Source organism: Halomonas lysinitropha (assembly GCF_902500215.1).
GTDB lineage: Bacteria > Pseudomonadota > Gammaproteobacteria > Pseudomonadales > Halomonadaceae > Halomonas > Halomonas lysinitropha.
Genome location: NZ_CABVOU010000021.1, coordinates 20,352 through 43,017, shown reverse-complemented (window position 1 = coordinate 43,017; position 22,666 = coordinate 20,352). Strand labels below are relative to the sequence as shown.

The following is a 22,666-nucleotide window of genomic DNA, read 5'->3' as shown; positions in this document are numbered from 1 at the left end:
TAAGACATGCAGACGATGGGGTCATGGTGTGTGGTCATGCTCCGAACCCTTCCCTGACCTCCAAGGGATTAAGACCCGGCGCGGTCGAAGCTGAGAATCATGTCGATGGCTCCGAAGCCTTCCCTGATCTCCAAGGGATTAAGACAGGTAGATGATGGGGTACACGTCAGCGTTGGTGCTCCGAATCCTTCCCTGACTACTAAGGGATTAAGACCAACGCTTCAGCGCGTTGACCCATTATTTCACCACTGAATATTGCCCTGATCTCCGATAAGAAGCTGGCCGTCCTGGCATTGATCCCATAAGGGCAGATCAAACGCCCTCCACCTCAATCCCGTGCCGGGCGAGCCAGCTCTTGCGCTGCTCGTAGTCCGGCATAGCGCGCTCGAGGCGGCGCCAGAAGGCGGGCGTGTGGTGGGGCTCGTGCAGGTGGACAAGCTCATGGACGACCACGTACTCGGCGATGTGGCGGGGCAGCAGGATGGTCTTCCAGTGGAAGTAGACCCGGTTGCCCTTGCCGCAGGAGCCCCAGCGGTAGCCGAGGTCTTGTACCGTTACGCCGGCAGGATCGACCTGCATCCGCCGGGCGTGCTCCTTCACCTTGGTGGTGAGCCAGTCGCTGGCGCGGGCGCTGTACCAGCGGACGAAATGCTCGCGGGCATCGGGTAGCGCGTCCTCGCGTAGCTGGAAGCGCCCGGCGACGAGCTTGAGCGGGGCATCCTGGGCGTCGCTTGCCACCCGCTTCAGCCGGTAACTGCGTCCCAGGTAGAGGAAACCCTCGCCATTGACGTACTCCTTGTGCGGAAGCCGGCGGCGGCGCTCGGCCTTCTGCGCCAGCTTCCGGTAGATCCATAGCCGCTTCTCGAGCACGAAGTCGCGCAGGTGCTGTTCATCGGTGCCGCTTGGCGCGGCGATCACCAGCTCACCGTCGCGGTCCACGGTGATCTCCAGCGTCTTGCGGCGCGCGCTCTCGCGCACCTCGAAGGTGAGATCGTCCACGGCCAACTGCGTCATGCGCTCACCAGCTTGTGGTGGTTGCTGCGGGCCAGGTCGAAGAGCCGCTCGGCGGTGGCCTCGGTCCGGTCCATGGGCACCAGGCCGCCCATCATCAGCTGGCTGAATAGGTGCTGCTTGAGGCGCTCCTGGTCGGGGATGTGGGAGGGCTTCCAGAAGTCGGGGATGGCGATCTCCTGCTGGATCGTGGCCACCACCTCCTCGGTGGCGTCGAGCAGCCGCTGGGCGGTGGCGGCGTCCATCTGCTCCACCTCCAGATCGGCGCTGGCCATCAGCTCCCGCCAGAAAGGCTCGGCGTGGGTCGGCATGTCGGGGATCGCCTCGCCATCGACGCTGGCGCCGTCCCGCAGCTGCTGGATCAGCGTCTTGAGCGCCTCCACCTGCTCGTCCCACTGGTCATCGAGCTGGTCGAGGAGCTCCTCCAGGCGCTCGCTCAAGCGGCCGTACTTCACCGGGTCCTCGTCCAGGTGCTTGCGCACGTGGGAGCGCACCGCGTGCTCCATCTCCGAGGCCTTGGCGCGGTCGCCCACCTGGCGGCCGATATGGTCGTCGAACTCGGCATCGGTGAGCTGCACCGGCGGGATGCGCGGGTCGATGCCGAGCGAGATTACGTAGTCGTCGATCAGCTTGCGCACCTTGTTGCCGATGTCGCGACCCAGCTCCGGGGTGTCCTTGTAGCGGTTGCGCGCCAGCGCGTGGATATAGGCGAGCCGCTTGGCGTCGTTGACGAACTCCAGCCCCTCGGGGCGCGGCAGCACGTCGTCCAGGCCGCGGTTGAACTCCTTGAGCTTGACCATGAACTCGGCGCGCACCCGTTCATCGGCCAGCGCCTGCACCGCCTCCTCGGCGTCGTCCAGGTCGTCCACGCCCTTGGTGCGCAGCACGTCGATGACCCGAAGGTGACGGTCGCGCAGCAGCGGGATCTCGTCCTTGAGGCTCTGCAGGGCGCCCTCGATGTCCTCCTCGCTGTAGGCGGCCAGCGCCTCCTTAAGGTGGTTGGCCACGCCGAAGTAGTCCACCACGATGCCGTGGCTCTTGCCGTGGCCGGTGCGGTTGACCCGCGCAATGGCCTGCAGCAGCTCCGCCTCGCGCAGCGAGCGGTCGAGGTACATCACCCCCTCGATGGGAGCGTCGAAGCCGGTGAGCAGCATGCTCTTGACGATCAGGAAAGCCAGCGGGTCGTGCTTGGCGGGGTCCTTGGGGGTCACCCCACCCAGTGGCGGCAGTGGCTTCTTGAAGCGCTTTATGTGGTTCTCGACGGCGGCACGATCGCTCCACCTGGCCCAGGCAGAATCGTCGTTGTTGCCGCTGCTGAACACCACCGCGAACTCCAGCTCGCGCAGCACGTGGCGATAGCGCCAGGCCTGGATGGCCGCCTTGACCCGCAGCGGTCGGATTAGCAGCTGAGTGTCATCGAGGGCCTTGTCCTCGGGAGAGAGCGCCATGGCCTCCTCCAGCAGCTCGACCTTGGCCTGCTCGAGAGCCTCGAAGTAGCGCAGCGCCGCACGGCGGCTGTAGGCCACCAGCTGCGCCTTGTAGCCGTTGGGCAGGATATGGGTGACGTAGTGGCGCAGGATGTCCTGGGCCTTCTCCTGGATCAGCTGTGGCGCCTCGAAGATCTGCCCCTTGGTGGCGTACTTCTTCTTGATCGCCTCCAGCTCCTCCTTGCTGTGATCGCGGAACAGGTCCTCGAACAGGCCATCGAGGCTGGCGCCGTCCTTGATCGCCCCCTTGGCGGTGCGCCCCTCGTAGAGGATCGGCACCGTGGCGCCGTCCTGCTCGGCCTCCTTGATGGTGTAGCGGTCGATGTAGTCGCCGAAGATGTCGTGGGTGCGCTTCTTGTCGCCCATGATGATGGGCGTGCCGGTGAAGCCGATGCGGGCGGCGTTGGGCAGGGCGCGCATCATGTTGGCGTGCAGGTCGCCGGCCTGGGTGCGGTGGGCCTCGTCCACCAGGATCAGAATGTCTTCGCTGGTGTTGAGTACCTCGAAGGGCTCGCTCAGGGTCGGCTTCTTGGGGGTCTCGGCGGCATCGCGGCGGCCGCTGTCCAGCCCGCCGCTGGCGCCAGTATCGTGCGTTTCCGGTTCTGCCTCGCTCTCGCTCTCGCCCTCGGCATCCGGATCGCGGTACTTCTGGATGGTACCGAACACCAGACCGGGACCGTCGCGGGCCAGCAGCTTCTTGAGCTGCGCGGTGTTGCCGGCCTTCTCAACGCTCTCGCCGGTGAGCTCGGCGGTGGCGGAGAGCTGGGCCTGCAGGTCCTTGCGGTCGGTGATCACCACCACCTTGAAGCGGCGCAGGGCCGGGTCGGTGCGTAGCTTGCGCACCAAGAACACCATCGAGAGGCTCTTGCCGCTGCCCTGGGTGTGCCAGATGATGCCGCCACGGCGATCGCTCTCGCCGTCCTCGCGGCGCGTCTTGCCGTGCTTCAGCCGCTCGACGGCCCGGGTCACGCCGCGGAACTGCTGGTAGCGGCAGACCAGCTTGATCTCCTGGCCGCCGATATTCATGAACAGGGTGTAGTGGCGCACGATGTCGAGCAGGTTGGCCCGGGTGAGCATGCCGGCGACCAGGCGCTGTTGGGCGGACAGATCCGCCACGTCGAGATCGATGGCCACCTCCGCCTCGCGCAGCGGCGCTACCGTCTTCCAGCTCAGGTAGTGGGCGAAGCGGGCGCCGATGGTGCCCACCCGCGCCTCGTCGAAGTTGCTGGCCACCAGGAATTGGCTGGTAGAGAACAGCGCCGGCGCCCCCTCGTGCTCCTCGACCTCGTTCTCCAGAAAGCGCTGGTCGTGGTAGCGGCGCAGCTGGTCCACCGCCTGACTGAGCCCCTCGGGCACGGTGCGGCTCTTGCACTCTACCACCACCAGCGGGATGCCGTTGACGAGCAGCACCAGGTCGGGGATCACGTGCCCCTTGGCCGAGTCATGGCCGGGTGGGCACTTCACCTTGAACTGGTTGACCACGGTGAAGACGTTGTTGGTAGGCTCGTTCCAGTCGATATAGCGCAAGACCTGCCCGCGGCCGCCGTCCCAGCCCTCGAGCCCCTCTACCGGCAGGCCGTTCACTAGCAGCTCGGTGGCCTGCTTGTTGGCCTCCAGCACCTTGCTGGCCGGCAGCCGAGTGATGGCCGCGACCGCCTGGTCGAGGCGGGCCTCATCGAGCCAGGGCTGGCCGTCGCGCAGATTGATCTGGCACAGCCGCTCGCGCAGCACGGGCTCCATCACCACCTGGGCGAAGCTCTCGCGGTGGGTCACGGCGGGGTCGTCCACCGAACCGGTCAAGAACTCCCAGCCCTGACCCATCAGCTGGTCGATGAAGGGCTTCTCGACGTCCGTGTACTCGGGACCTGCCATGCCGTGACTCCAAAGCGCGATGAGTGAACTGTAAAGCTAATGAATACAATATGCTGTGGAGCTTGAAAGAGCGCTACCAGTGCTTGTGTTGCTGTGAGTAGGTGTAGTTGGTGACTTTCTCAATGTCGGCAAACAGGGTGTCGATACCCTGATTCAGCGGATTGCCGGTTGTCAGTCTGCGCTCGACCCACACCAGCCATTCACCCAAGGATCTCTCTCCGATCATGATGTCCGGATCGAGATCGAGCTGCTTCAGGGCCTGCAAAAAATGTCGGGCACGTTCATGGCGCTGCCAGTTGTCCGCGACTTCAAGAAACCGTTGCCACTGGTTGTCGTCGCGTTTGCGCGCCTGCTCAGCAAGATAGCGTTCATGTTCGGCAATTCTGGCGAGTCGCTCCCTTTCCCGCCGCTTCTGGGTTTCGAGCGCCAGGAGCGGCGCGGCCCGCGTCAGCGTATTGAAAATTTCCGGGAGACACGCTTCCAGCGTCACCTCATCCGTTTCCAGCCAGTCCTGCCTGAAGTCTCTGGGCAAATAGCGCTTGATCTCGAAGACCAGCTTTCCGGTCGGCTGTAGTTCAAGCTTCCAGTCTTTACCGGCATTCCAGCTCCAGCGCTTCTCATCTTCCGTCAAGGAGCGACGAATCTGCCTGTTCTTCTCACGCAGCTGGATGGGAATCGCCTCCCCTTCAAGCTCGATAGCCAACTTCTTGCGGTCTTCCTCTATCGCTTTACCGCCCGCTTTCTCGATGGCCTTGAAAAGGGTATCGAGAATCCGCTGCCGGCGGCGATCCACCGAGGTAAAAGGAGTCGGCGCCAAACCGGGCAGGGTGCTTCTTCGGGCGTTTTCCCGGCTTCGCTGATGTTCTTCCAGCCAGGCGGCGATGATGCGATGCGGATTTCTCAACTGAGTCGGCACGCTCAAGTAGGGCGCTGACTTGGCGGACGACTTCTGCTTGGGCCCAGGAATCGATTTCGTTGCAGACTTAGCCTTCCGGCCATCCGCCTCCACCCTAGCCGGTTGAGATGATGTCTTGTTGCAAGATGGGGAAGGCGCAATGATTACGATACTGGCATCTCTGGCCGCTTCGGGAAGCGGCGGCCGAATCACCGATTTTCCTGCCGCCACCCGCGTCCAGTGCCCCGCGGGGGGAGTGGGTATTTTGGCTTGAACACACAAATCCTTCAGCCTTTGGCTCGCCACACCATACTCGCGAGCGAGATGGCTCATGGGCGATGACCACACCTTTTCATATAGCCGTTCGCGATCGATATGCGTGATCGGTGTCCCTTCCTCCACACCCACCTCCCATCCGTTCGAGGCCCGTTGTAATGTCGCCCTACGACTCGGCGATCAATGGTGCCTGAATATCAGAACCACTCGTTAGCCGCTCCAGCGCCAGCGCGATCAGGCGATCCGAGAAGAGTCGCAGCTTGCGCTGGCCAGCCACATCATCGGGCCAATGTCGCAACCCTTCCTTGATGGCCTCGACGGTCGGTTCGACTTGCTGCTGGCTGATCAGCCAGTCGAGGGTGGCCAGTGCTTCCATGCCTAGTGGCGACTGGAAGCCGTCTATGAGGTCATCTACCTCCTCGAGTGCCTCGGCATAGGGGAGGGCCTCGGCGCTTCGCAGATAGGCAGTGACGCGCTCTCGGCATGATTCATCGAACCACACCACCTCATCGGGGGTGGCGTCATTGATGCGCTTCTCGCTATGCAGGTAACTGCCATCCAGGCCGTTGAGCAAGTGCCGCAGCCTGTCGGAATAGGGGCCATAGCGGTGGGGCTGGAACTGCAGGTTGAGGGGGTTATCGAGGCCATGGGCGACGATACGTCGCTCCATCAGCCAGGCGAGCTTCTGGACCTCCAGCAACGAGCACTCGATGCCCAGCACCCAGTAACGGCGCACCAGCTCGGCAATCAGCGCCCGCGCCGGCGTCAGCTTCTCGACGCCTGAGCGCTTGGCGACATTCTGATACTCGGCGGTGGGCTCGAAGACCAGCACTTGAACATTATCCAGCTCACCTAGCGCGGCCTCGATACGCGGGCGCACCTGGTCCCAGTCGAGTCCCCCATTGCCGCATCCCAGCGGTGGGAGGGCGATGGAGCGAATACCCCGCTTACGGATCACCCGCTTGAGGTCCTCCAGCCCGGTCTCGATCCACTCCAACCGCGTCCTGGCTCGCCAGTGCTGCTTGGTAGGGAAGTTGATGATCCAGCGTGGCCCCAGCAGGGCATCATGCTCGGTGACGAACATGCGGCCGGTCACCACCTCCTGCCCCTTGCAGGCGGCCTCGTAGGCGGCGAAGTTCTCGGGGAAGGCCTCCTTGAACATCAGGGCGATGCCCTTGCCCATCACACCGACGGTGTTGACGGTGTTGACCAGTGCCTCGACGTCGGCCTCGAGGAGGTTGCCACGGGTGTATTCAATCATGGGAAAAACCAGTTGGGTCGTGTCACCACCTTCAACGGAAGCTGGTGTGCCGCCACCTGTACTTCGACGGCGGATCGCATCTCGTCAGTATACGTGCCGATTCCCAGTAGTGCCGAGACCGGCAGATGACGATGGATCAGCGCCTCGGCCTGATAGCGGTCCGTCTTGTCGGGGTTCTCGAGGTCACGCTTGAAGTCCTTGGACTGTAGGAGCCGCCAGGGCACGAACTCCGCTAAATCCTCCAGCCGGTTGCTGAACTCGGCGTTGGCCAGGTAGGCATGCCGATCGCTGAACAGGAAGGGGAGGCCGAGCTGTCGTAGGTGAGGAAGCGAGGTCACCAGCACGATAATGTCCCCACGGTTCTGTCGGGGCACCCCATGGCCAGTCACGATGTTGTAGAGCATCATCGACGCTGGTGTGAAGTAGAACGGTATGTAGTCGCTGAGGACGCCACCCGGCGGGACCGGCACCGCCCGCCTCGTCCGCTTTTCGATCAGCTCCGGCTTACCGATGGTGATGAACTCAGGGTCCTGTTCCGCAGCCGAACGACAGGTGAGCCCATGTTCCAGCAGCCACGGCAGATTGGCGCGGTGCGTGATGCGAAAGATCAGCGCCTTGTCGGGATTGAGGCTGCGTGACAGGTCAATGGCCATGGTTCAGTCGTCAATCCCTTCATCCGAACCCACCAGCGGCTTCTTGCCCATGGCCTTCTCGATGATCTCGAGCAGGCGGCGCTTGCGCTGCTGGTAGAAGGCATCGAAGTCGTCGGCGCGCAGGGCCTCGGTGGGGATGCGGTGGCCCTCGAGGATGGCGTTCATCGCCTCGTCACCGAGTTGGACCTGCTCGTGGCCCTGCAGGCGTGCCAGGTACTGGGAAGGTGCGTCGCCGCCGATCATGCGGTTGGCCTTATAGGAGATCGGCGTCTTGTTGATGATGGCGTCGTAGACCCGGGGCGGAATACCCCGCTGGTCGCACCAGGCGCGAGGAAAGATGTGGTGGATGTCCAGCTCGACGCCCTGGTTGTCCAGCTCTTGGATGTCGCCCTTCCAAAAGAAGTCCTCGGCGCCCTCACGCAGGATCAGCACATTGATGCCCTTGTAGGCGGCGCTGAGGCGGCTACGCAGGGATTCCAGACGGGTCGGGTCGAAGGAGGCATCGGTCACGGTACGCGGCACCTCGACGTCGTTCTCGAACCAGTTCATCAGTTCTTCCAGGTCCAGGGCGATCCGGGTCTCCACGGCGCCACCATAGAGCTCACCCAGTACGCCGCTCCAGTACCAGCGGGATAGCTTCTGGTGGATACGCGGCTCGCGCCAGCGATTGCCCAGCAGGGTCATGATCGCGGCTAGGGGCACCACCTGGGTGGCGTAGGGCAGCTCGCGGCGGCTGTAGAAGCACTCCCGGAGCAGGAAGCGGGCCGCCTCGACAAAGCCCTTCTCGACCTCATCGGCCCAGCGCTGGTAGGAGGAGAGCGGCAGGTCCAGCACCGAGGCACGCTTGGCGCTGACTGGACGCACCTGCTTGCCCGTCTTGCCCTCCTGGATGTCCTGTAGCTTGCGCTCCCGGGTGTGCAACAGGGTGATGGCCTGGAGCAGGTCGGTGCTCTGCACGTCCCTGAGCAGTTCGTGCTCCTCGAAACGGGCCTTGCGCGAGGGGACCTTGCGAATGTCGGAACCGAACCAGTCGTCGCGCAGATTGTAGCCCTCAGCGGCGTAGCTGGCGGTGATCAGTTCGAAGACCGATAGCTGCACGCCGCCGGTATTGACCTTCTCGAACACCAGGCAGACGGCCTCCTTGGAGGTCTCTTTCTTGAGCTCGATGACCGGCAACTGGTAGGCGGAGAAGGCGCTGAGGACCTTTTCCTGGAACTCGAAGTAGGTACCGATCTCCTCCTGGTTGAACTTGAACAGGTCGCTTGCCCATTCATTGGGTGACAGCAGCTTGTCGCAGGGGAAGTGGAGTAGCTCGCATTCCAGTTGGCGGGTGGAGAGGTCCAGGTCCACCTTGCGACCGAAATCGCTGCGCTTCTGGCGGGTCTCGTCCACCGCCACTATGGCATCTTCCAGCCGGTCCTCACCTTCCAGGGCGGTACGGATGTCGAAGTAGTAGTGGCGCTTGATGTCCTTGCCCTTGGCGGTGCGGGTGTCCACCGGGGAGGTCAGGCCGACGGCCTGGGTCAGGCTGGTGAGGCGCTGCTGGCCGTCGAGAATCAACTGGTCCGGGTCCTTGGTCACGCTGCCCGGGTCGATACCTTCCACCGGGCGGGTCTCGAAGCGTACCTCGCCGCCAGTCTCCATCAGCATCACCGCCCCCACGGGGAAGGAGCGGGCGATGCTGACCAGCAGGCTCTGGACGTGGTCATCGTCCCACACCCAGCCGCGCTGGAAGTCGGGGAGCTGGATCTTGCCGGTGGTGATGTCCTTGAGCAGCTCGGGCAGCGAGCGCTTGGTACTGTCGAAGGTGGTCATGGCGGTTCCCTGTGCGATGTGGTCCGGTTGTTGTGGGTGCCCCGGTCTATGCCGGGGTGGTGGGCTGAGCTTGGGTTTGGGCCTGGTCGAGCAGCGGGGTGACGCGGACGCGGCCGGTAAGGAGGTCGTCCATGAGCCCTTTTTTTAGAGATTTCAGCTTTGTCAGTTTTGAACTTTCTTTTTCAATCCTTTCGTCAAGTTGCCCTAGCCTCCTGAATATTATTTTTTGCTCATTTATATTCGGAAGAACAACGCTGACCGAGAAAAAATCCTTTGTTGTCATTCCGGTAAGTGCTGTTTGAGTAGCCACGGACATGATCTTATTTCTAACGGACTGAAAATGGCTGAGTTGAGCTGAAATAAAACCAGGGTGCGCTGTGCTTTTGTCAACACGGATCCTTCTTGTGTGCCACTCAAAACCTTTACCTTCTCCGAGCTCACCAACAACCACGGTTTTGGCTATTCCATTAAGTACGAGCGACGATTCTCCATATACAATATCCCCTTCGTTGAGGATGTACTTATCCAGCATGCTGTTGGGTATAGGCGCCCGTCGAAGCTCTTGATTTTGAAGTACGTCCATTGCGTAAAGTGAAGAGACGCCGAGCATAGGGGTGCCGCGCCCATAATTTGATTTTGGTGTGTATAGGCCTGAGTTGTGCTCGAGTATCAGCTCTGACAGCTTTGCAGTATTCCAAGGTTTTGGAATCAACCCCAGCGGCGACTCCTTATAGAGCTCCGGCGCCTGTTCGGAGTTGGGACGGAGCTGGCCGTTCTCGCCGATGCCGCGGGTCAGCAGATCGTGGAGCAAGCCCTCCTTGACCTTCTCCAGCTTGGCGATCAGCGCATCGGTCTTCTGGATCTGGGTGTCGAGGGTGTCGAGGATGTGGGCGATGAGCCGCTGCTCATTGATGGGAAACCATCCCACATTAATCTTGGCGAGCTCACCTAAATAGAGGCCAGCTTGCGCAGTGGCATTACTCCTCTGAATCATCGCTCTCCGAAAACTTTCATGCCCAACAGCATAGAATAGATATTTCGGGAAAACCTTCTCTTTTCTAGGTCTTATATAAGCAACGCTGCGTTGGAAGGTTACCTTTTCACCAAAAAAAATCGCCCTTCGGCCTAGGCTGCCAACTATCGTCAGCAATAGGTCTCCAGACTTTAATGTGAAGCTGGAGTTGAGTGCCTGGTAGTCTCTTTCGGTAATCTTGTCGTCATCCTCGTTCCACGTCACAAAGCCCGAATCAGTGATGTTTTTCGCGCTGAGGAAAGGCACGCCTGACTCGGTCCTTTCATGGGTGCCATGTGTCCCATCTCTGAGGTCTGATACCATGCACTCCAAAGCTAGAAGTTCTGGATAGTTAGACATACCCCAGCCCCTCCAGATACTGCTGCAGCTCCCTGGCGGCGGCGTCGCGCTCAGCCTCGATGTCGGCCAGCGTCACTCCGTACTTGTCCCACCAGATCTCGAAGGTGGCGATCACCTGCTGGCGCTGCTGGCGGATATAGCGCTCGAGGATGCCCTTGAGGTCGTTATGCAGGATGGTGTTGACCAGCTCGGCTGCGGCGGGCTCGTCTAAGGCGTCCACGGCCTGGTTCAGGTGCTGCTCGAAGCTGTTGCGCTTGGCGGCGTGTTGCTTCTTCACCTGAGTGCGCTGGCTCTTCCAGGCCTTGATCTGCTCCGGCGTCGGGGCATCGTCGTCCTCGCCGTTATCGGATTCGGCTTCTTCAGTGTCGTCGGCCTCCGGCTTGGCCTCGGCGGCCTTGATCTGGGCGTCCAGCTCCGCCTTGCGGGCGGCGAGCTCCTCGAGCTCGGCGACGTAGTCCTCGAGCAGGAAGTGGACCAGGCGGTGGTCCAGCGGGTTGGCCTTGCTCTGCTCGTCCTCCAGGAGGCTCACGATGCTGGTGCGCCAGGCGTCCACCACGCCCAGGCAGCCGCGGGCCTGCAGGGTGCGGAATTCGTTCTTGTTGTCGAACCAGAAGCCCGCGATGATGCCGCGTACCGCGAAACGGTCGAGCATGGCGGTAGGTTCCAGCGCCGCGGTAAAGCTACCCAGCAACTCATCGCGCAGCCGGGTGAGGCGGCCGCCGTTGCCGGAGAGGCCGGTGATGCTGGCGCCGTGCTCGGCCCACCAGGCCTCGAAGGCGGCCATCACACTGGCTTCCTTCTGCCGCAGGCTGGCATCGGCCTCGATGGCGGGCTTGAGGTCGCGCTTCTCGGCCAGGTGCTCGGTGAAGTCCACGTAGTCGGGATCAGGCTTTTCACCAGAGCTGCGGGGCGTAAAGAGCGCCATGGGGTCGAGGCCCTGGGCGTCGAAGAGCAGGCGTCTGGCGTCGATCTCGGCCACCGGCACGCCGCCCATGAGGTGGGCGCGAACGTCCTGGGGTTCTGGTGGCGGGGTGTTGTCGGCGTAGCGTCGGATATTGAGGTTGTAGTCGTTGTCGCGCAGCTCCATGAGCGGCACCACCCGGGCGAAGCCGGGCTCGTCGGCGAAGGCCTCATAGGTGCTGGCGATCTTCTCGATGTGCTCGGGCAGCAGGTGGTTCTGGGCGCGGCCCTCGTCGTATTCGCGGTCGGCGTTGATGAACAGCACCCGGCCCCGGCGCTCCTCGGGCTTGGCCCCCTTGGCGCGCAGCACCAGGATGCTGGCGGGGATGCCGGTGCCGTAGAAGAGGTTGGGGGCCAGGCCGATCACCGCCTCGACCAGGTCGTCCTCGAGCAGCCCGGCGCGGATGCGCTTCTCGTCGCCGCCGCGGAACAGCACGCCGTGGGGCATGACGGTGGCCAGGCGGCCGTCGGACTTGAGGCAGGCGGCCATGTGCTGCAGGAACATCAGGTCGGCCTTCTTGGCACCCTCCGGCACGCTGCCGTAGTGGAAGCGCTCCGGGAAGTGCTGGCTCGGCGTGTAGCCGATGGAGAACGGCGGATTGGTGAGGATGCGGTCGAAACGCACCAGCTCGCCGCCCTCGACGTGCTGCGGGTCGGTGAGGGTGTCGTCGTTGCGCAGGTCGGCGGAGCTGACCCCGTGCAGCAGCATGTTCATCTTGGCGATGGCCCACACCGAGCCGGAGGTCTCCTGGCCGAAGAGGTTGAGCCGGCGCGGGTCGCCGCCCTGTTCCTCCAGGTACTCCTTGGAGAGGATCAGCATACCGCCCGAGCCCATGCAGGGGTCGTAGACGCTGTGGTCCTCCTGGGGGTCCATCAGCCGCACCATCATGCGGACCACCGGGCGCGGGGTGTAGAACTCGCCGCCCTTCTTGCCGGCGGAGTCGGCGAAGTCGCGGATCAGGTACTCGTAGGCGGCGCCGAGCAGATCGGGGAACTCGAAGTCCTCGTTGCGCAAGCGGTACTCGCTGAAGTGAACGATCAGGTCGCGGAGCTTCTTGTCCGGCAGGGTGGTGGAGCCCACCTTGCGTGTGAAGTCGATATGCTCCAGCACCCCGGTGAGGCTGGGGTTGTGCTCTTCCAGGCCGGCCAGCGCCTTGTTCAGCGCATTACCGACGCCCTGGTGGGCCTCCTTCAGCAGGTAGGGCCAGCGCGCCTGCTCGGGCACGTAGAAGGTCGCCTTGTACCAGCTCGGCATCTCGATCACCTGGGCGATGTCGATGTCGCCCTTGCCGGCCTGCCTGAGCTGGTCGCGGACCTCATCCTGGCGCTGCTCGAAGACGTCCGAGCAGCGCTTCAGGAAGAGCATGCCGAAGATGTACTCCTTGAACTCCGAGGCATCCATGCGGCCGCGCAGGATGTCGGCCGCCTTGAACAGGTGCCGTTCCAGCTGGTTGAGGGTGAGGATCATGTACAGCGGTTCCCTGTGTTCGATGAGCCGGCCGCCTCGTGCGACCAGTGGTGACTGGTGCCTATCTCACCAAAGATGGGAGCATAAGGCTACGCCCGGTTGGCGGGGCAGCGGTGCGCGTGGGGTAAGGCAGAGAGCAGCCAGGGCGAACAGGGCCGTGCTGGTGAGTGGTCGCCTCTACCCGGAGGCTTCAAGAGCCACGCACGGAGTGCTCGGCCTGGCTGAGCGCGGCGTTATCGGGCCGACAAGAATGCCTCGATGTCATCGGCGGGGAGTGGCCTGGCATAGAGATACCCCTGTCCCGCGTTGCATGCCATGTGTCGTAGCTGGGTCTCTTGGGCCTGGGTTTCGATCCCTTCTGCCAGGACATCCAGGCCCAGGCTGTGTCCCATGTGGATGATGGCCTGGGTGATGGCCAGGCTCTCACGATTATCCGGCAGGCCGGCGGTGAACGACTGGTCGATCTTGAGTCGGTAGAGGGGAAACTGTTTCAGGTAGCTCAGGCTCGAGTAGCCGGTGCCGAAATCATCGATGGCCAGCTTGACCCCCAGCGCGTTCAGGCGCCGGAGCTTGTCCAGCACCACCTCCATGCCCTGCATGACCACGCTCTCCGTGACCTCCAGTTCCAGGCGGTCTGCGGCCAGGCCGGTCCGCGTCAACACAGACTCCACCACCTCGACGAAGTCGGGCTGCTGGAACTGGTGCGCCGAGACATTGACTGCGATGGTGCCGACCGGCAGTCCGTCGTCGATCCAGCGGGCATGCTGGCGACAAGCCTCTTCCAGGATCCAGGTGCCGATCGGGATGATCTGGCCGCTCTCCTCGGCGATGGGGATGAACTTGCCGGGGGACACCAGGCCGTGGGTGGGGTGTCGCCATCGGACCAGGGCTTCGAGTCCCAGGGTGACACCGGTCGTCAAGTCGATCTGGGGCTGGTATTCCAGGTGCAACTGGTGGTTCTCGATCGCCCGGCGGAGGTCACCTTCCAGCATGAGGTGTTCCATGGTCCTGGCATGCATGTCCGCGGCATAGAATTGGTAGCGGTTGCGGCCTCGATCCTTGGCGATATACATGGCGGCATCGGCATTACGCAACAGGGTCTCGGCCTCCTGGCCATCGGCAGGGAAACAGGCGATGCCGATGCTGGCCGTGAGCACTACCTCGGTACTCTCGACCTGGAAAGGAGGCGCGAAGGTGCTCAGCAGCGTCTCGGCGATACGCTTGGCTTCCGTGTCATTGTGCAGTTCGGGTAGTACCACCAGGAATTCGTCGCCGCCCTGGCGACTGACGGTATCCATCGCCCGCACTGCGCCTCTTAGCCGCTCGGCGATTTCCTGGAGAATGCGGTCGCCGAAGGTATGGCCGTAGACGTCATTGACGTTCTTGAAACGGTCCACATCGAGGAACAGCAGGGCCAGGTGCTGACCGTGCCGCTGGGCCTCAGCCAACGCCACGCTGAGCCGGTCGGTGAGCAGGAAGCGATTGGGCAGATTGGTCAGCGCATCGTGGTGGGCCATGTGGGCGAGGCGCTCATCGGCGAGGCGTCGCTCGAGCGCCGTGCTCAACGTATTGGCGAGGCTCTCCAGAAAGCGGATGTCATCGGAAGAAAAGGAGTGTGCCTCACGGGCATAGGCGCCGAGGCTGCCTAGTGGTGCCTCGACCCCTTTGATTACCACATTGATGCCGCTCAGGATGCCGTGCCGTATGAGCAGCGGTGATGGCGAGAAGCGCGTTTCGTCATGAAAGTTCTCGATGATCACCGGCTCCTGCGAATCCATGACATGGTCGGTCTGGGAGTAGGCCCAGCTAGTGCGATAAACCTTGCGACCGATCCACTCCGCTTCCCAGCCGACACCGGCTACCAGGGTGCAGGCATTGGTCGATGCATCGCAGAGCAGAACCTTGGTAAAGTCCACGCCCAGTCCGTCGGCCATCAGGGTGACCGCCTCCCGGAAGACCTCCTCAATGTCCGTCGAGGCGAGTGCCGAGCGGCCGAACTCGGCCACCAACCGCTGCTGATGGGCGCGAATCATCAAGGCACGCTCGGCGCGTTTTTCCTCGCTGATGTCCTGGATCGTGCCGTATAGGCCAGTAACACGGCCAAGCGAATCCTTGCTCGGTACCGCCACGACGCGCACCTGCACTTCCTTGCCGGCCGGGTGGGTGACCACTAGTTCATACTCTTGGAGCTCTCCTTTGGAAATGGCTTGTTCGACCTTGGCGACAAGTAGTGGGCGGCTCGACGGGGCGAAGAGCGCTTCGTTCTCCTCCAGTCCTTGCGGCGGCCCCAGTGCCGGATCTCGACCAAGGATCTCGTAGACCTGCGAGGACCAGATGATGGCTTGGGTCGCGAGGTCGTACTCCCAGTCGCCCATTCGGCCAATGCGCTGGGCCTCGGTGAGGCGCTCCGCGGTGCGCTTGAGCTCGTGGATGTCGGTACAGGTGCCGAACCACTTGACGATCTGGCCGCTGCTGTCACGCAAGGGCAGGGCACGACCGAGCATCCAGCGATAGGCGCCATCGGCGCGGCGCAGTCGATACTCGATCTCGTAGGGGGTCCCCGTGGCGGTGGCGGCCTGCCACCGTTCGGCGGCGCGCTGTCGATCGTCCGGGTGGAACGCCGGATTCCAGCCGTGGCCGAGGCTTTCCTCCAGCGTCAGCCCGGTAAAGTCGAACCAGTGCTGGTTGTATTGCAGGTGCCAACCGTCGGGCCGGGTGACCCAGACGATCTGGGGCATGGATTCGATCAGGGTACGGAACTCGGCCTCACTGTTGCGCAAGGCCGCCTCGGCGCGAAGCCGATCAGTGATGTCATGCGCCAGCACCAATTCGGCGGGCTCGCCATTGTACTGGAGGCTGTGAGAATGGATCTCGACGTCGATGTCTCGACCGTCGCGCGTGACGTGCCGCCAGGCCCCCGCATGGTCCAACGGCTGTGCACTGCTGGCCACCTGTCCGACGTTGGCGAGCAGGCGGGGAATATCCTCGGATGGGCGGATGTCCTTGATGGTCATCCGCATGAACTCCGAACGGCTATAGCCGTATTGACGAATCGCGGCGTCGTTGACCGCCAGGAAGGAGAGCGTCTCTAGGCTGTAGACCCACATCGGATGGGGGTTGGCCTCGAACAGCTCCCGGTGGCGAGCCTCACTGCTACGCAGATGCGAGGCATTGTCTTGGAGTTGCCGCCTAACATCGGCGATTTCTCGTATGGTCGAAGCGGGGGCTGAGGCGTCAGGCTCCGCCAAGGCGGCCATCTGGCGACCCAGGCGGCGTGCGGCAACGGTGCCACCGAATACACCGCCCAGAATGGCCGTGATGATCAACAGCGCCAGGCTGATGGCGAGCATCTGTTGCGGGGCATTGAGGGCCGATTCAGGAATCGACAACCTGACCTCCCAGGGGGAGCGCTCAGAGGCGCCGCGGAAAGTTTCGGCCGCCTCCTGGTCCACGTTGTCACCGTTGGTCCCGCCTCGATAGGCGAGACGCCCCCCTTGGCTGTCGGTCAGGGTCAGTGACCATGCCTCGGGCAAGGCCAGGGTATCGAGTCGCTGCTGCAACTGGGTGACGGCCAAGGGGCTGAGCATCAGGTGAGTGACTTCCCCGTCACGCAAGCCCGGCACGACGATGGCCACCAGCATCTCGTTGGCCACGGGCCCCATGAAGCTATCACCCACGGCGGCTTGCCCCGTCGCCAGTGCCTGGGGGGCAGCGGCCTTGCCGTCGGGACGGGGAAGCGGCGGGAGCTTGGTGCCATAGGGCACTCGGGTATTGAAGCGCATCTGCATCGGATCACCCACGTCGGAAAATACCACGTGGCTCCCGAAGCTCTCGCGAAACCCTTGCGCCTCGTCATACAGCTGCGGCCATTGCTCGGGCGCATCCGCCAGCGGAGAGGCAGCCAGCATCGAGAGTGCCCGAATGCGCGCATCCAGATAGTGATCGATCGCACCACGGGCGTTGTGGACAAGCTGCTGCGCTTCCTGGCGCATCTCATGCCCGCGATCGCGGACACTGTCGAAGGCCAGCCAGAAGGACAGCAACCCCAAGGGCAAGACGCAGAGCAAGATCAGGCCGGTCAGATACGTCGCCAACGGACGCTGTGTCATGGTGGTAGTCCGTCCTTGGTGGCTAGGCCGGATAAGCCGGCCATGGGGGTACCGGCCTGAGTGGCCGAAAGTGGCGCGTGTCTTCAAGCGGCGAATTTGACAGGCGTGTGCCTGACGGGTCGTTTGTACCGTCCTCGCGTCGGCCCAGAAGTGAAATTGAACCTAGGCGCCAAACACGGAGGGCATCGTGGTAGGGAAGATCTCATGGTGCTGGATTGACTATATCAGACGCCTTTCTCGCTCAGGTAGGGCCCCTATAGTTGAACCAAATTTTTGCAGGCTCCTTGATCGAGGAAAATTCTTTGCTCGTCGTTATAGGCTGCCACGAGATTCCGGATGACCGAGGCCGAATACTGCCGGCGACACCCCGGCTCAACCGTGTAGCAGTATCTCGATGTGGCTGTAAGCGATCAGCGACCATTGATGTAAGCCGATTGACGATACCTTTACTACCTGACGGTGTCGGGCGCTGAGTCTCACACCAGTAGGAGTTCCGTTATCATGACCTCAATCCCCAGCCCCGGTATCCATCATGTGTGGCCGCTTCGTCCTCTACCTTGATGTTCGCAGCCTCTCGGCTTCCCTGAAGCTGCCGCTGGCCGAGCCTCCGCTGGCGCCTCGCTACAACGTCGCACCGGGCACCTGGATCACTGCTGTTCTCCGGCCTGACCCCGACAGCCAGTTGACCCTGGACGAGCTGTGGTGGGGCTATCGCCCCCACTGGGCCGACGACAAGGCCCCACAGCCCATCAACGCCACCGTCGAGAAGGTCGCCACCTCCAACTACTTTAAGGGTGCCTTTGCCCACCACCGTTGCCTGGTGCCGGCGGATGGGTGGTTTGAGTGGGTGCGACTCGAGGGCCGCAAGCAGCCCCACTACCTGACACGTACCGATCGTGAGCCGCTGTGGTTTGCCGGGATCTGGACGGAGCGCCCCGACGGTAAGCCCGGCTGCGCGATCCTCACCGAGCCGGCCCGCGGCGTCGCCAAGGAGATCCACCCGCGCATGCCGCTGGCGCTGGATGCCGAGAGCCTGGAGCCCTGGCTCGATCCCGACCTGACGGATCGCGAGACGATCCGCCGAATGGTGCATCACCTGAATGCCGCGCTGATCACCCACTGGCCGGTCAGCCAGCGGGTCAACAAGCCCATGGAGGACGACGTCGACCTGATTGAGCCGATTAACGAACCGTAATTCGCGGCAGGTCCTCCCAGCGAGTCGTCCACCTCGGCGAACGATTGGCGCAGCGCAGGTGCCAGGCCGCGTTGGGCGTGGGCATGCCGAGTTTGACGGTGCCGCGGCCCATTTGGCGGTTGAGCTCGTCCAGGGTGGCCATCAGCCGTTCGCCGCGTTCCCGGTCTGCTGCAGTCTGGGCCGTGTCGAGCAGCGACAGCTGCTGGCGGTTGGCGTCGATCAGGTCGATCAGCATCACGCCGGCCTTCATGAACCGATAGTGGGGGCCGTAGATAGCAACAAAGGCCTGGGCAACAGCGTGCAGGATCTCCCGGCTGTCGTCGGTCGGTTTCGTCAGTTCGACCACGGCACTCGGTGAATACTGGGGCAGGTCGGGGCGGTGTCGGTTGGTCTTGAGGAAGACATAGACGGTCCGGGCCAGGCTGTCCTATGCCGGCTCGGAAAGCCCGATAGGTCAGTGCTCCTCCGTCGCTGTGGGTGGGGTCGCGGTAAGCTAGGCGGTTCCGGATGGGTGGGGATTCGGGTCTGGTATGGCGGGCTCCTGTCAGAACCAGTTTTTCGCGACAGAGCCCGCCATAGGCAACCGAGGATTTTAGGGATTCATGCCCGGTTAACCCCTGCCTGGGCCGATGGCTTAGCGACGACCTCCGCCATTTCCATTTCCGCCGTTACCGCCACCGCCGCCGTTACCGCCGCCGTTACCGCCACCGTTACCGCCGCCAGCACCACCACCGGCACCGCCGCCAGCACCACCACCGGCACCACCGCCGTTACCACCGCCAGCACCACCACCGGCACCGCCGCCAGCACCACCACCGGTACCACCGCCGTTACCGCCGCCGTTACCGCCACCGCCAGCACTGTTGGTATTGTCATTGGGGTTGTTGGAATTGTCGCCGTTACCGTCGTTATCACCCGAGTTGTTTCTGGCCTGGCTGACGGCCTGACCATCCACACCACCGTTAGAGACCGCATCGATGGCAGTCGTCAGGCCGAAGCTGGCTTCGTCTGGTTTATTTTCCAAGGCGTTATTGAGAGAGGTTAGGGCCTGTCTGTCACCGGTGGCACTGTCGTCGGAGTCAGCACTGTTGTCGTCGTTGTCGTCCTCCTCCTCACCTGAGTTGCTTCTGGCCTGGCTGATGGCCTGACCATCTACACCACCCGCGGAGACCGCATCGATGGCAGTCATCAGGCCGAACTGGGCTTCATCGGATGGCTGATTGGATAAGGCGTTTTCGAGCGAGGTTGTGGCTTGACTATCTTCATCTTGCGGCTCTTGGGCGATAGCCGTCCCTACCGGGATAAACCCTAACGCCAGGAGCAGAGCCATTAGAGATTGCTTTTGCATGTTATGTACTCACTCAGGTTTAAGCGTGGGAAGCCACGATGATCCTGTTGTGGCTTCATGCCTTGGCAACGACGCCCCCGCTTGGGTACCTGCGCCTGTCTTCCCATGACCTTTGCCTGACCTCAGTTTCAGGTAGCCGTTGACTATTGACAAGATGAATCTTGCATGATGGGAGCGTGTCGATCATTGAAGCAGGTCACCGCTACATCGAGGCGCAGGGAGCGACGGCATTCATACCATAGGGCCTTCGCCGGCAGCCTGCCGCCCGGCTAGGTGATCCTGGGTGAGGTCGCCCAGACCAGCTAGCTGCTAAGTCAGCTCCGGGCTCAAGGGTCAATGTCCTTCTGAGGTGTTCGCGACCGACGGCTTCAAGGTGCTGATCACCGCGGGCAAGCTGCTGTAAGTGTTTTTGGAAGACAAGCTGGCATAGCTAGCCGATAGCTTCTGCTCTCCCTTCATGCCGGATGACGATGACCCGTCCAGGAGGATGGGCCATACCCGCGCCACCTGGGTATCCCGGTGGCAAGCGCAGCGGGTTGTGTCCGCTGCCCTTCTGGAGAGCAACTCATCTCAGGCGAGCCCGTTCGTTCCGTCCCGGTGGCAGGCGGCACGTCCCTGGGTGCAGGGGATGTCCCGTTGACTTATGGAAACCGTTAACCGCCTCTTGCGATCTGTGGTGACCCAGGAGTTCTTTACGCATGGAACCTGCATGGAACCTAGAGAGCTGACAACGAAAAACGGCCACTGCCGCGAAGGGCTAAGTGGCCGTTTTTACTATGTTTTTTGGTCGGAGTAGCAGGATTCGAACCTACGACCTCTGCCTCCCGAAGGCAGCGCTCTACCAAGCTGAGCTATACTCCGAATCTTTCTAGTGTCGGGCGCGTGGCAACCGACGTGGCGTATTATACGCATGCCTTGCCGCCATGCAAGTCTCTTGGCGGCTTTGCGCCGCTCAGGTCTGCCGGTCGACGGCCGTGCGGGCGAGCTGGGCCATGCTGTCGCGGAAGGGGCTTTCGGGCAGGGCGTCGAGCTGTGCCAAGGCCTTGTCGGCCATCTCTTCTGCGCGAGCCCGGGTGTAGTCCAGTGCGCCGGTGTCGTGCACGATGGCCAGTACTTCGTCCAGGTGGTCGAGGCCGCCCTTGCGGATGGCCTGGCGGATCAGGCCTCGCTGCTCGGCAGAGCCGGCGGCCATGGCCTGGATCAGCGGCAGGGTCGGCTTGCCCTCGGCCAGGTCATCGCCGACGTTCTTGCCCATTGCTTCGGCGTCGCCTTCGTAGTCGAGCAGGTCGTCGATCAGCTGGAAGGCCAGGCCCAGGTAGCGGCCGTAGTGCTGCAGGGCCGTTTCCTGCTCCGGGCTGGCATCGGCGAGGATGGCACCGCTGTGGGAGGCCGCCTCGAAGAGCATGGCGGTCTTGCCCAGGATGGTCTCGAAGTAGGCTGTCTCGTCGGTATCGGGATTGCCTACGTTGGTGAGCTGTTGCACTTCGCCCTCGGCGATGGTGCAGGTGGCACGCGAGAGCACGTCCATGATGCGCATGGAGCCCACTTCCACCATCATCTGGAAGGAGCGGGAATAGAGGAAGTCCCCCACCAGTACCGAGGGGGCGTTGCCCCAGGCATCGTTGGCCGTGGCCTTGCCGCGACGCAGGTGGGACTCGTCGACCACGTCGTCGTGCAGCAGCGTCGAGGTATGCATGAACTCGACCAGGGTTGCCAGGGTGATATGCCGGTCGCCCGCGTAGTCCAGCGAGCGTGCCGCCAGCAGCACCAGCAGCGGGCGCAGCCGCTTGCCGCCGCTCTCGATGATGTACTGGCCGATGGTTTCCACCAGCGGGATGCGCGAGGCGAGCTGGGCCATGATGGTGCGGTTCACGGCGAGGAAGTCATCGGCGACCACGGTATGGAGCAGCGACGCGGGAGCGGGACTGGATGACTGGGGCGGTGCGGCGTTGGCTGGCATGGAGGCGGTTTCGACGAGTAATGGGTGCCGGGGCAAGAGGCGCCCCTTCTGGCTTCGGGTTGCCGGTCATGCTATGGGCCCCCCATGGGGGCGTCAAGCTGGTGCTGCCGGGCCTTCGGCCGGGTTGACTGTATCGCTCTCGGAGCCTGCTTCGCGGGTTGTACGGTCGTTCCCTCACGGTTATAATCCGCGACCCACTCATCATGCTCCCTGTCAGATGGCTGCCGGAAGGGGCGCCACTCGCAGCAGGTCGATGAAGAGCCAACACCCGATGAGTCCTGGAGAGAAAAGCATGTACGCAGTTATCAAGAGCGGTGGCAAGCAGTACCGCGTTCAGGAAGGCCAGACGCTCAAGCTCGAGAAGCTGGAAGTACCGACCGGCGACACCATCGAGTTTGACGAGGTCCTGCTGGTGGGTAACGACGAGGACGTCACCGTTGGCGCCCCGCTGGTCGACGGTGCCAAGGTGGCCGCCGAGGTCGTCTCCCACGGCCGTGGCGACAAGATCACCATCATCAAGTTCCGTCGTCGTAAGCACTCCATGAAGCGTCAGGGCCACCGCCAGTGGTTCACTGAAGTCAAGATCACCGGGATCTCCGCGTAAGCGCCGCGGCAGCGGAACGCTTTCGATATATCCCCTGAACGAGCGAGGACTTTGCAATGGCTCATAAGAAGGCAGCGGGCTCTACCCGTAACGGTCGCGACAGCGAATCCAAACGCCTCGGCGTCAAGCTGTTTGGCGGTCAGGTCGTCAATCCCGGCAACATTATCGTCCGTCAGCGTGGCACCAAGTTCCACGCCGGTACCGGCGTCGGGATCGGCAAGGACCACACGCTGTTCGCGCTGGACGAGGGCGTGGTCAAGTTCGAGACCAAGGGTCCGAAGAACCGCAAGTTCGTCAGTATCGTCTCTGCCTGAGACCCTGATGCTTGCAGCGAGAAGGCCCCGCCCAGGCGGGGCCTTCTTGTATCATGGCGGCACGGG

At 62.8% G+C, this 22,666-nt stretch carries 15 protein-coding genes and 1 tRNA gene; 3 read left to right on the top strand and 13 right to left on the bottom strand.

Annotated elements, in window-relative coordinates; genetic code table 11:
* Positions 1–312 precede the first annotated feature (312 nt).
* From HALO32_RS03435 to HALO32_RS03395, 9 genes are all read right to left on the bottom strand, one after another.
* On the bottom strand, positions 313–1,014 hold the full coding sequence (locus HALO32_RS03435; RefSeq protein WP_151442404.1) for a M48 family metallopeptidase: 702 nt from the start codon (positions 1,012–1,014) through the stop codon (positions 313–315).
* Entirely contained in the window at positions 1,011–4,370 is a 3,360-nt protein-coding gene (locus HALO32_RS03430; protein WP_151442403.1) for a type I restriction endonuclease subunit R, read from the bottom strand. Before HALO32_RS03430 ends, HALO32_RS03435 begins: the two co-directional genes overlap by 4 nt.
* 73 nt (positions 4,371–4,443) lie before the next feature.
* Positions 4,444–5,667: a hypothetical protein gene (locus HALO32_RS03425; RefSeq protein ID WP_151442402.1), complete on the bottom strand. Its 1,224-nt coding sequence runs from the start codon at positions 5,665–5,667 to the stop codon at positions 4,444–4,446.
* 40 nt (positions 5,668–5,707) lie between these two features.
* Positions 5,708–6,802 (bottom strand): type II toxin-antitoxin system antitoxin DNA ADP-ribosyl glycohydrolase DarG, encoded by a 1,095-nt coding sequence (darG, locus tag HALO32_RS03420; RefSeq protein WP_151442401.1) that lies wholly within the window; start codon positions 6,800–6,802, stop codon positions 5,708–5,710.
* Positions 6,799–7,455, bottom strand: a complete 657-nt coding sequence (darT, locus tag HALO32_RS03415; RefSeq protein ID WP_151442400.1) for a type II toxin-antitoxin system toxin DNA ADP-ribosyl transferase DarT — start codon at positions 7,453–7,455, stop codon at positions 6,799–6,801. The genes darG and darT overlap by 4 nt, the downstream gene beginning before the upstream one ends.
* A 3-nt stretch (positions 7,456–7,458) precedes the next feature.
* Positions 7,459–9,270 (bottom strand): GmrSD restriction endonuclease domain-containing protein, encoded by a 1,812-nt coding sequence (locus HALO32_RS03410; protein WP_151442399.1) that lies wholly within the window; start codon positions 9,268–9,270, stop codon positions 7,459–7,461.
* A 46-nt stretch (positions 9,271–9,316) separates the two neighbouring features.
* A complete protein-coding gene (locus HALO32_RS03405) occupies positions 9,317–10,642 on the bottom strand; it encodes a restriction endonuclease subunit S (protein WP_151442398.1) in 1,326 nt (441 codons plus the stop codon).
* Entirely contained in the window at positions 10,635–13,070 is a 2,436-nt protein-coding gene (locus HALO32_RS03400; RefSeq protein WP_151442397.1) for a type I restriction-modification system subunit M, read from the bottom strand. Before HALO32_RS03400 ends, HALO32_RS03405 begins: the two co-directional genes overlap by 8 nt.
* A gap of 233 nt (positions 13,071–13,303) precedes the next feature.
* Positions 13,304–17,179, bottom strand: coding sequence for a sensor domain-containing protein (locus HALO32_RS03395; protein ID WP_151442396.1), 3,876 nt, complete (start codon positions 17,177–17,179; stop codon positions 13,304–13,306).
* A 532-nt stretch (positions 17,180–17,711) separates the two neighbouring features.
* Between HALO32_RS03395 and HALO32_RS03390 the strand changes: the two genes are divergently transcribed.
* The gene (locus HALO32_RS03390) at positions 17,712–18,374 is read left to right on the top strand and encodes an SOS response-associated peptidase (RefSeq protein ID WP_151442395.1); all 663 of its coding nucleotides are present in this window, start codon (positions 17,712–17,714) and stop codon (positions 18,372–18,374) included.
* Here HALO32_RS03390 and HALO32_RS03385 read toward each other — a convergent pair.
* From HALO32_RS03385 to ispB, 4 genes are all read right to left on the bottom strand, one after another.
* Positions 18,361–18,795 (bottom strand): DUF4113 domain-containing protein, encoded by a 435-nt coding sequence (locus HALO32_RS03385; protein WP_151442394.1) that lies wholly within the window; start codon positions 18,793–18,795, stop codon positions 18,361–18,363. The two genes, HALO32_RS03390 and HALO32_RS03385, sit on opposite strands and share 14 nt — an antisense overlap.
* Positions 18,796–18,974: 179 nt before the next feature.
* Entirely contained in the window at positions 18,975–19,250 is a 276-nt protein-coding gene (locus tag HALO32_RS17910) for a hypothetical protein (RefSeq protein WP_192576423.1), read from the bottom strand.
* 1,256 nt (positions 19,251–20,506) lie between these two features.
* Positions 20,507–20,583 (bottom strand) — tRNA-Pro (locus HALO32_RS03375).
* 91 nt (positions 20,584–20,674) lie between these two features.
* Entirely contained in the window at positions 20,675–21,682 is a 1,008-nt protein-coding gene (gene ispB, locus HALO32_RS03370; protein ID WP_151442393.1) for an octaprenyl diphosphate synthase, read from the bottom strand.
* Between the two features lie 292 nt (positions 21,683–21,974).
* Between ispB and rplU the strand changes: the two genes are divergently transcribed.
* Both rplU and rpmA read left to right on the top strand, forming a co-directional pair.
* Entirely contained in the window at positions 21,975–22,286 is a 312-nt protein-coding gene (gene rplU / locus HALO32_RS03365) for a 50S ribosomal protein L21 (protein WP_151442391.1), read from the top strand.
* Between the two features lie 56 nt (positions 22,287–22,342).
* Positions 22,343–22,600, top strand: a complete 258-nt coding sequence (gene rpmA, locus HALO32_RS03360; protein WP_089714316.1) for a 50S ribosomal protein L27 — start codon at positions 22,343–22,345, stop codon at positions 22,598–22,600.
* Positions 22,601–22,666 lie beyond the last annotated feature (66 nt).

Excerpts from the sequence above, each read along its gene's own strand:
- darT (WP_151442400.1), bottom strand. The coding sequence starts at position 7,455 with ATGGCCATTGACCTGTCACGCAGCCTCAATCCCGACAAGGCGCTGATC.
- HALO32_RS03400 (WP_151442397.1), bottom strand. The coding sequence starts at position 13,070 with ATGATCCTCACCCTCAACCAGCTGGAACGGCACCTGTTCAAGGCGGCC.
- HALO32_RS03405 (WP_151442398.1), bottom strand. The coding sequence starts at position 10,642 with ATGTCTAACTATCCAGAACTTCTAGCTTTGGAGTGCATGGTATCAGAC.
- HALO32_RS03430 (WP_151442403.1), bottom strand. The coding sequence starts at position 4,370 with ATGGCAGGTCCCGAGTACACGGACGTCGAGAAGCCCTTCATCGACCAG.
- darG (WP_151442401.1), bottom strand. The coding sequence starts at position 6,802 with ATGATTGAATACACCCGTGGCAACCTCCTCGAGGCCGACGTCGAGGCA.
- HALO32_RS03390 (WP_151442395.1), top strand. The coding sequence starts at position 17,712 with ATGTGTGGCCGCTTCGTCCTCTACCTTGATGTTCGCAGCCTCTCGGCT.
- HALO32_RS17910 (WP_192576423.1), bottom strand. The coding sequence starts at position 19,250 with ATGACAATACCAACAGTGCTGGCGGTGGCGGTAACGGCGGCGGTAACG.
- ispB (WP_151442393.1), bottom strand. The coding sequence starts at position 21,682 with ATGCCAGCCAACGCCGCACCGCCCCAGTCATCCAGTCCCGCTCCCGCG.
- HALO32_RS03410 (WP_151442399.1), bottom strand. The coding sequence starts at position 9,270 with ATGACCACCTTCGACAGTACCAAGCGCTCGCTGCCCGAGCTGCTCAAG.
- HALO32_RS03395 (WP_151442396.1), bottom strand. The coding sequence starts at position 17,179 with ATGACACAGCGTCCGTTGGCGACGTATCTGACCGGCCTGATCTTGCTC.
- HALO32_RS03435 (WP_151442404.1), bottom strand. The coding sequence starts at position 1,014 with ATGACGCAGTTGGCCGTGGACGATCTCACCTTCGAGGTGCGCGAGAGC.
- rpmA (WP_089714316.1), top strand. The coding sequence starts at position 22,343 with ATGGCTCATAAGAAGGCAGCGGGCTCTACCCGTAACGGTCGCGACAGC.
- rplU (WP_151442391.1), top strand. The coding sequence starts at position 21,975 with ATGTACGCAGTTATCAAGAGCGGTGGCAAGCAGTACCGCGTTCAGGAA.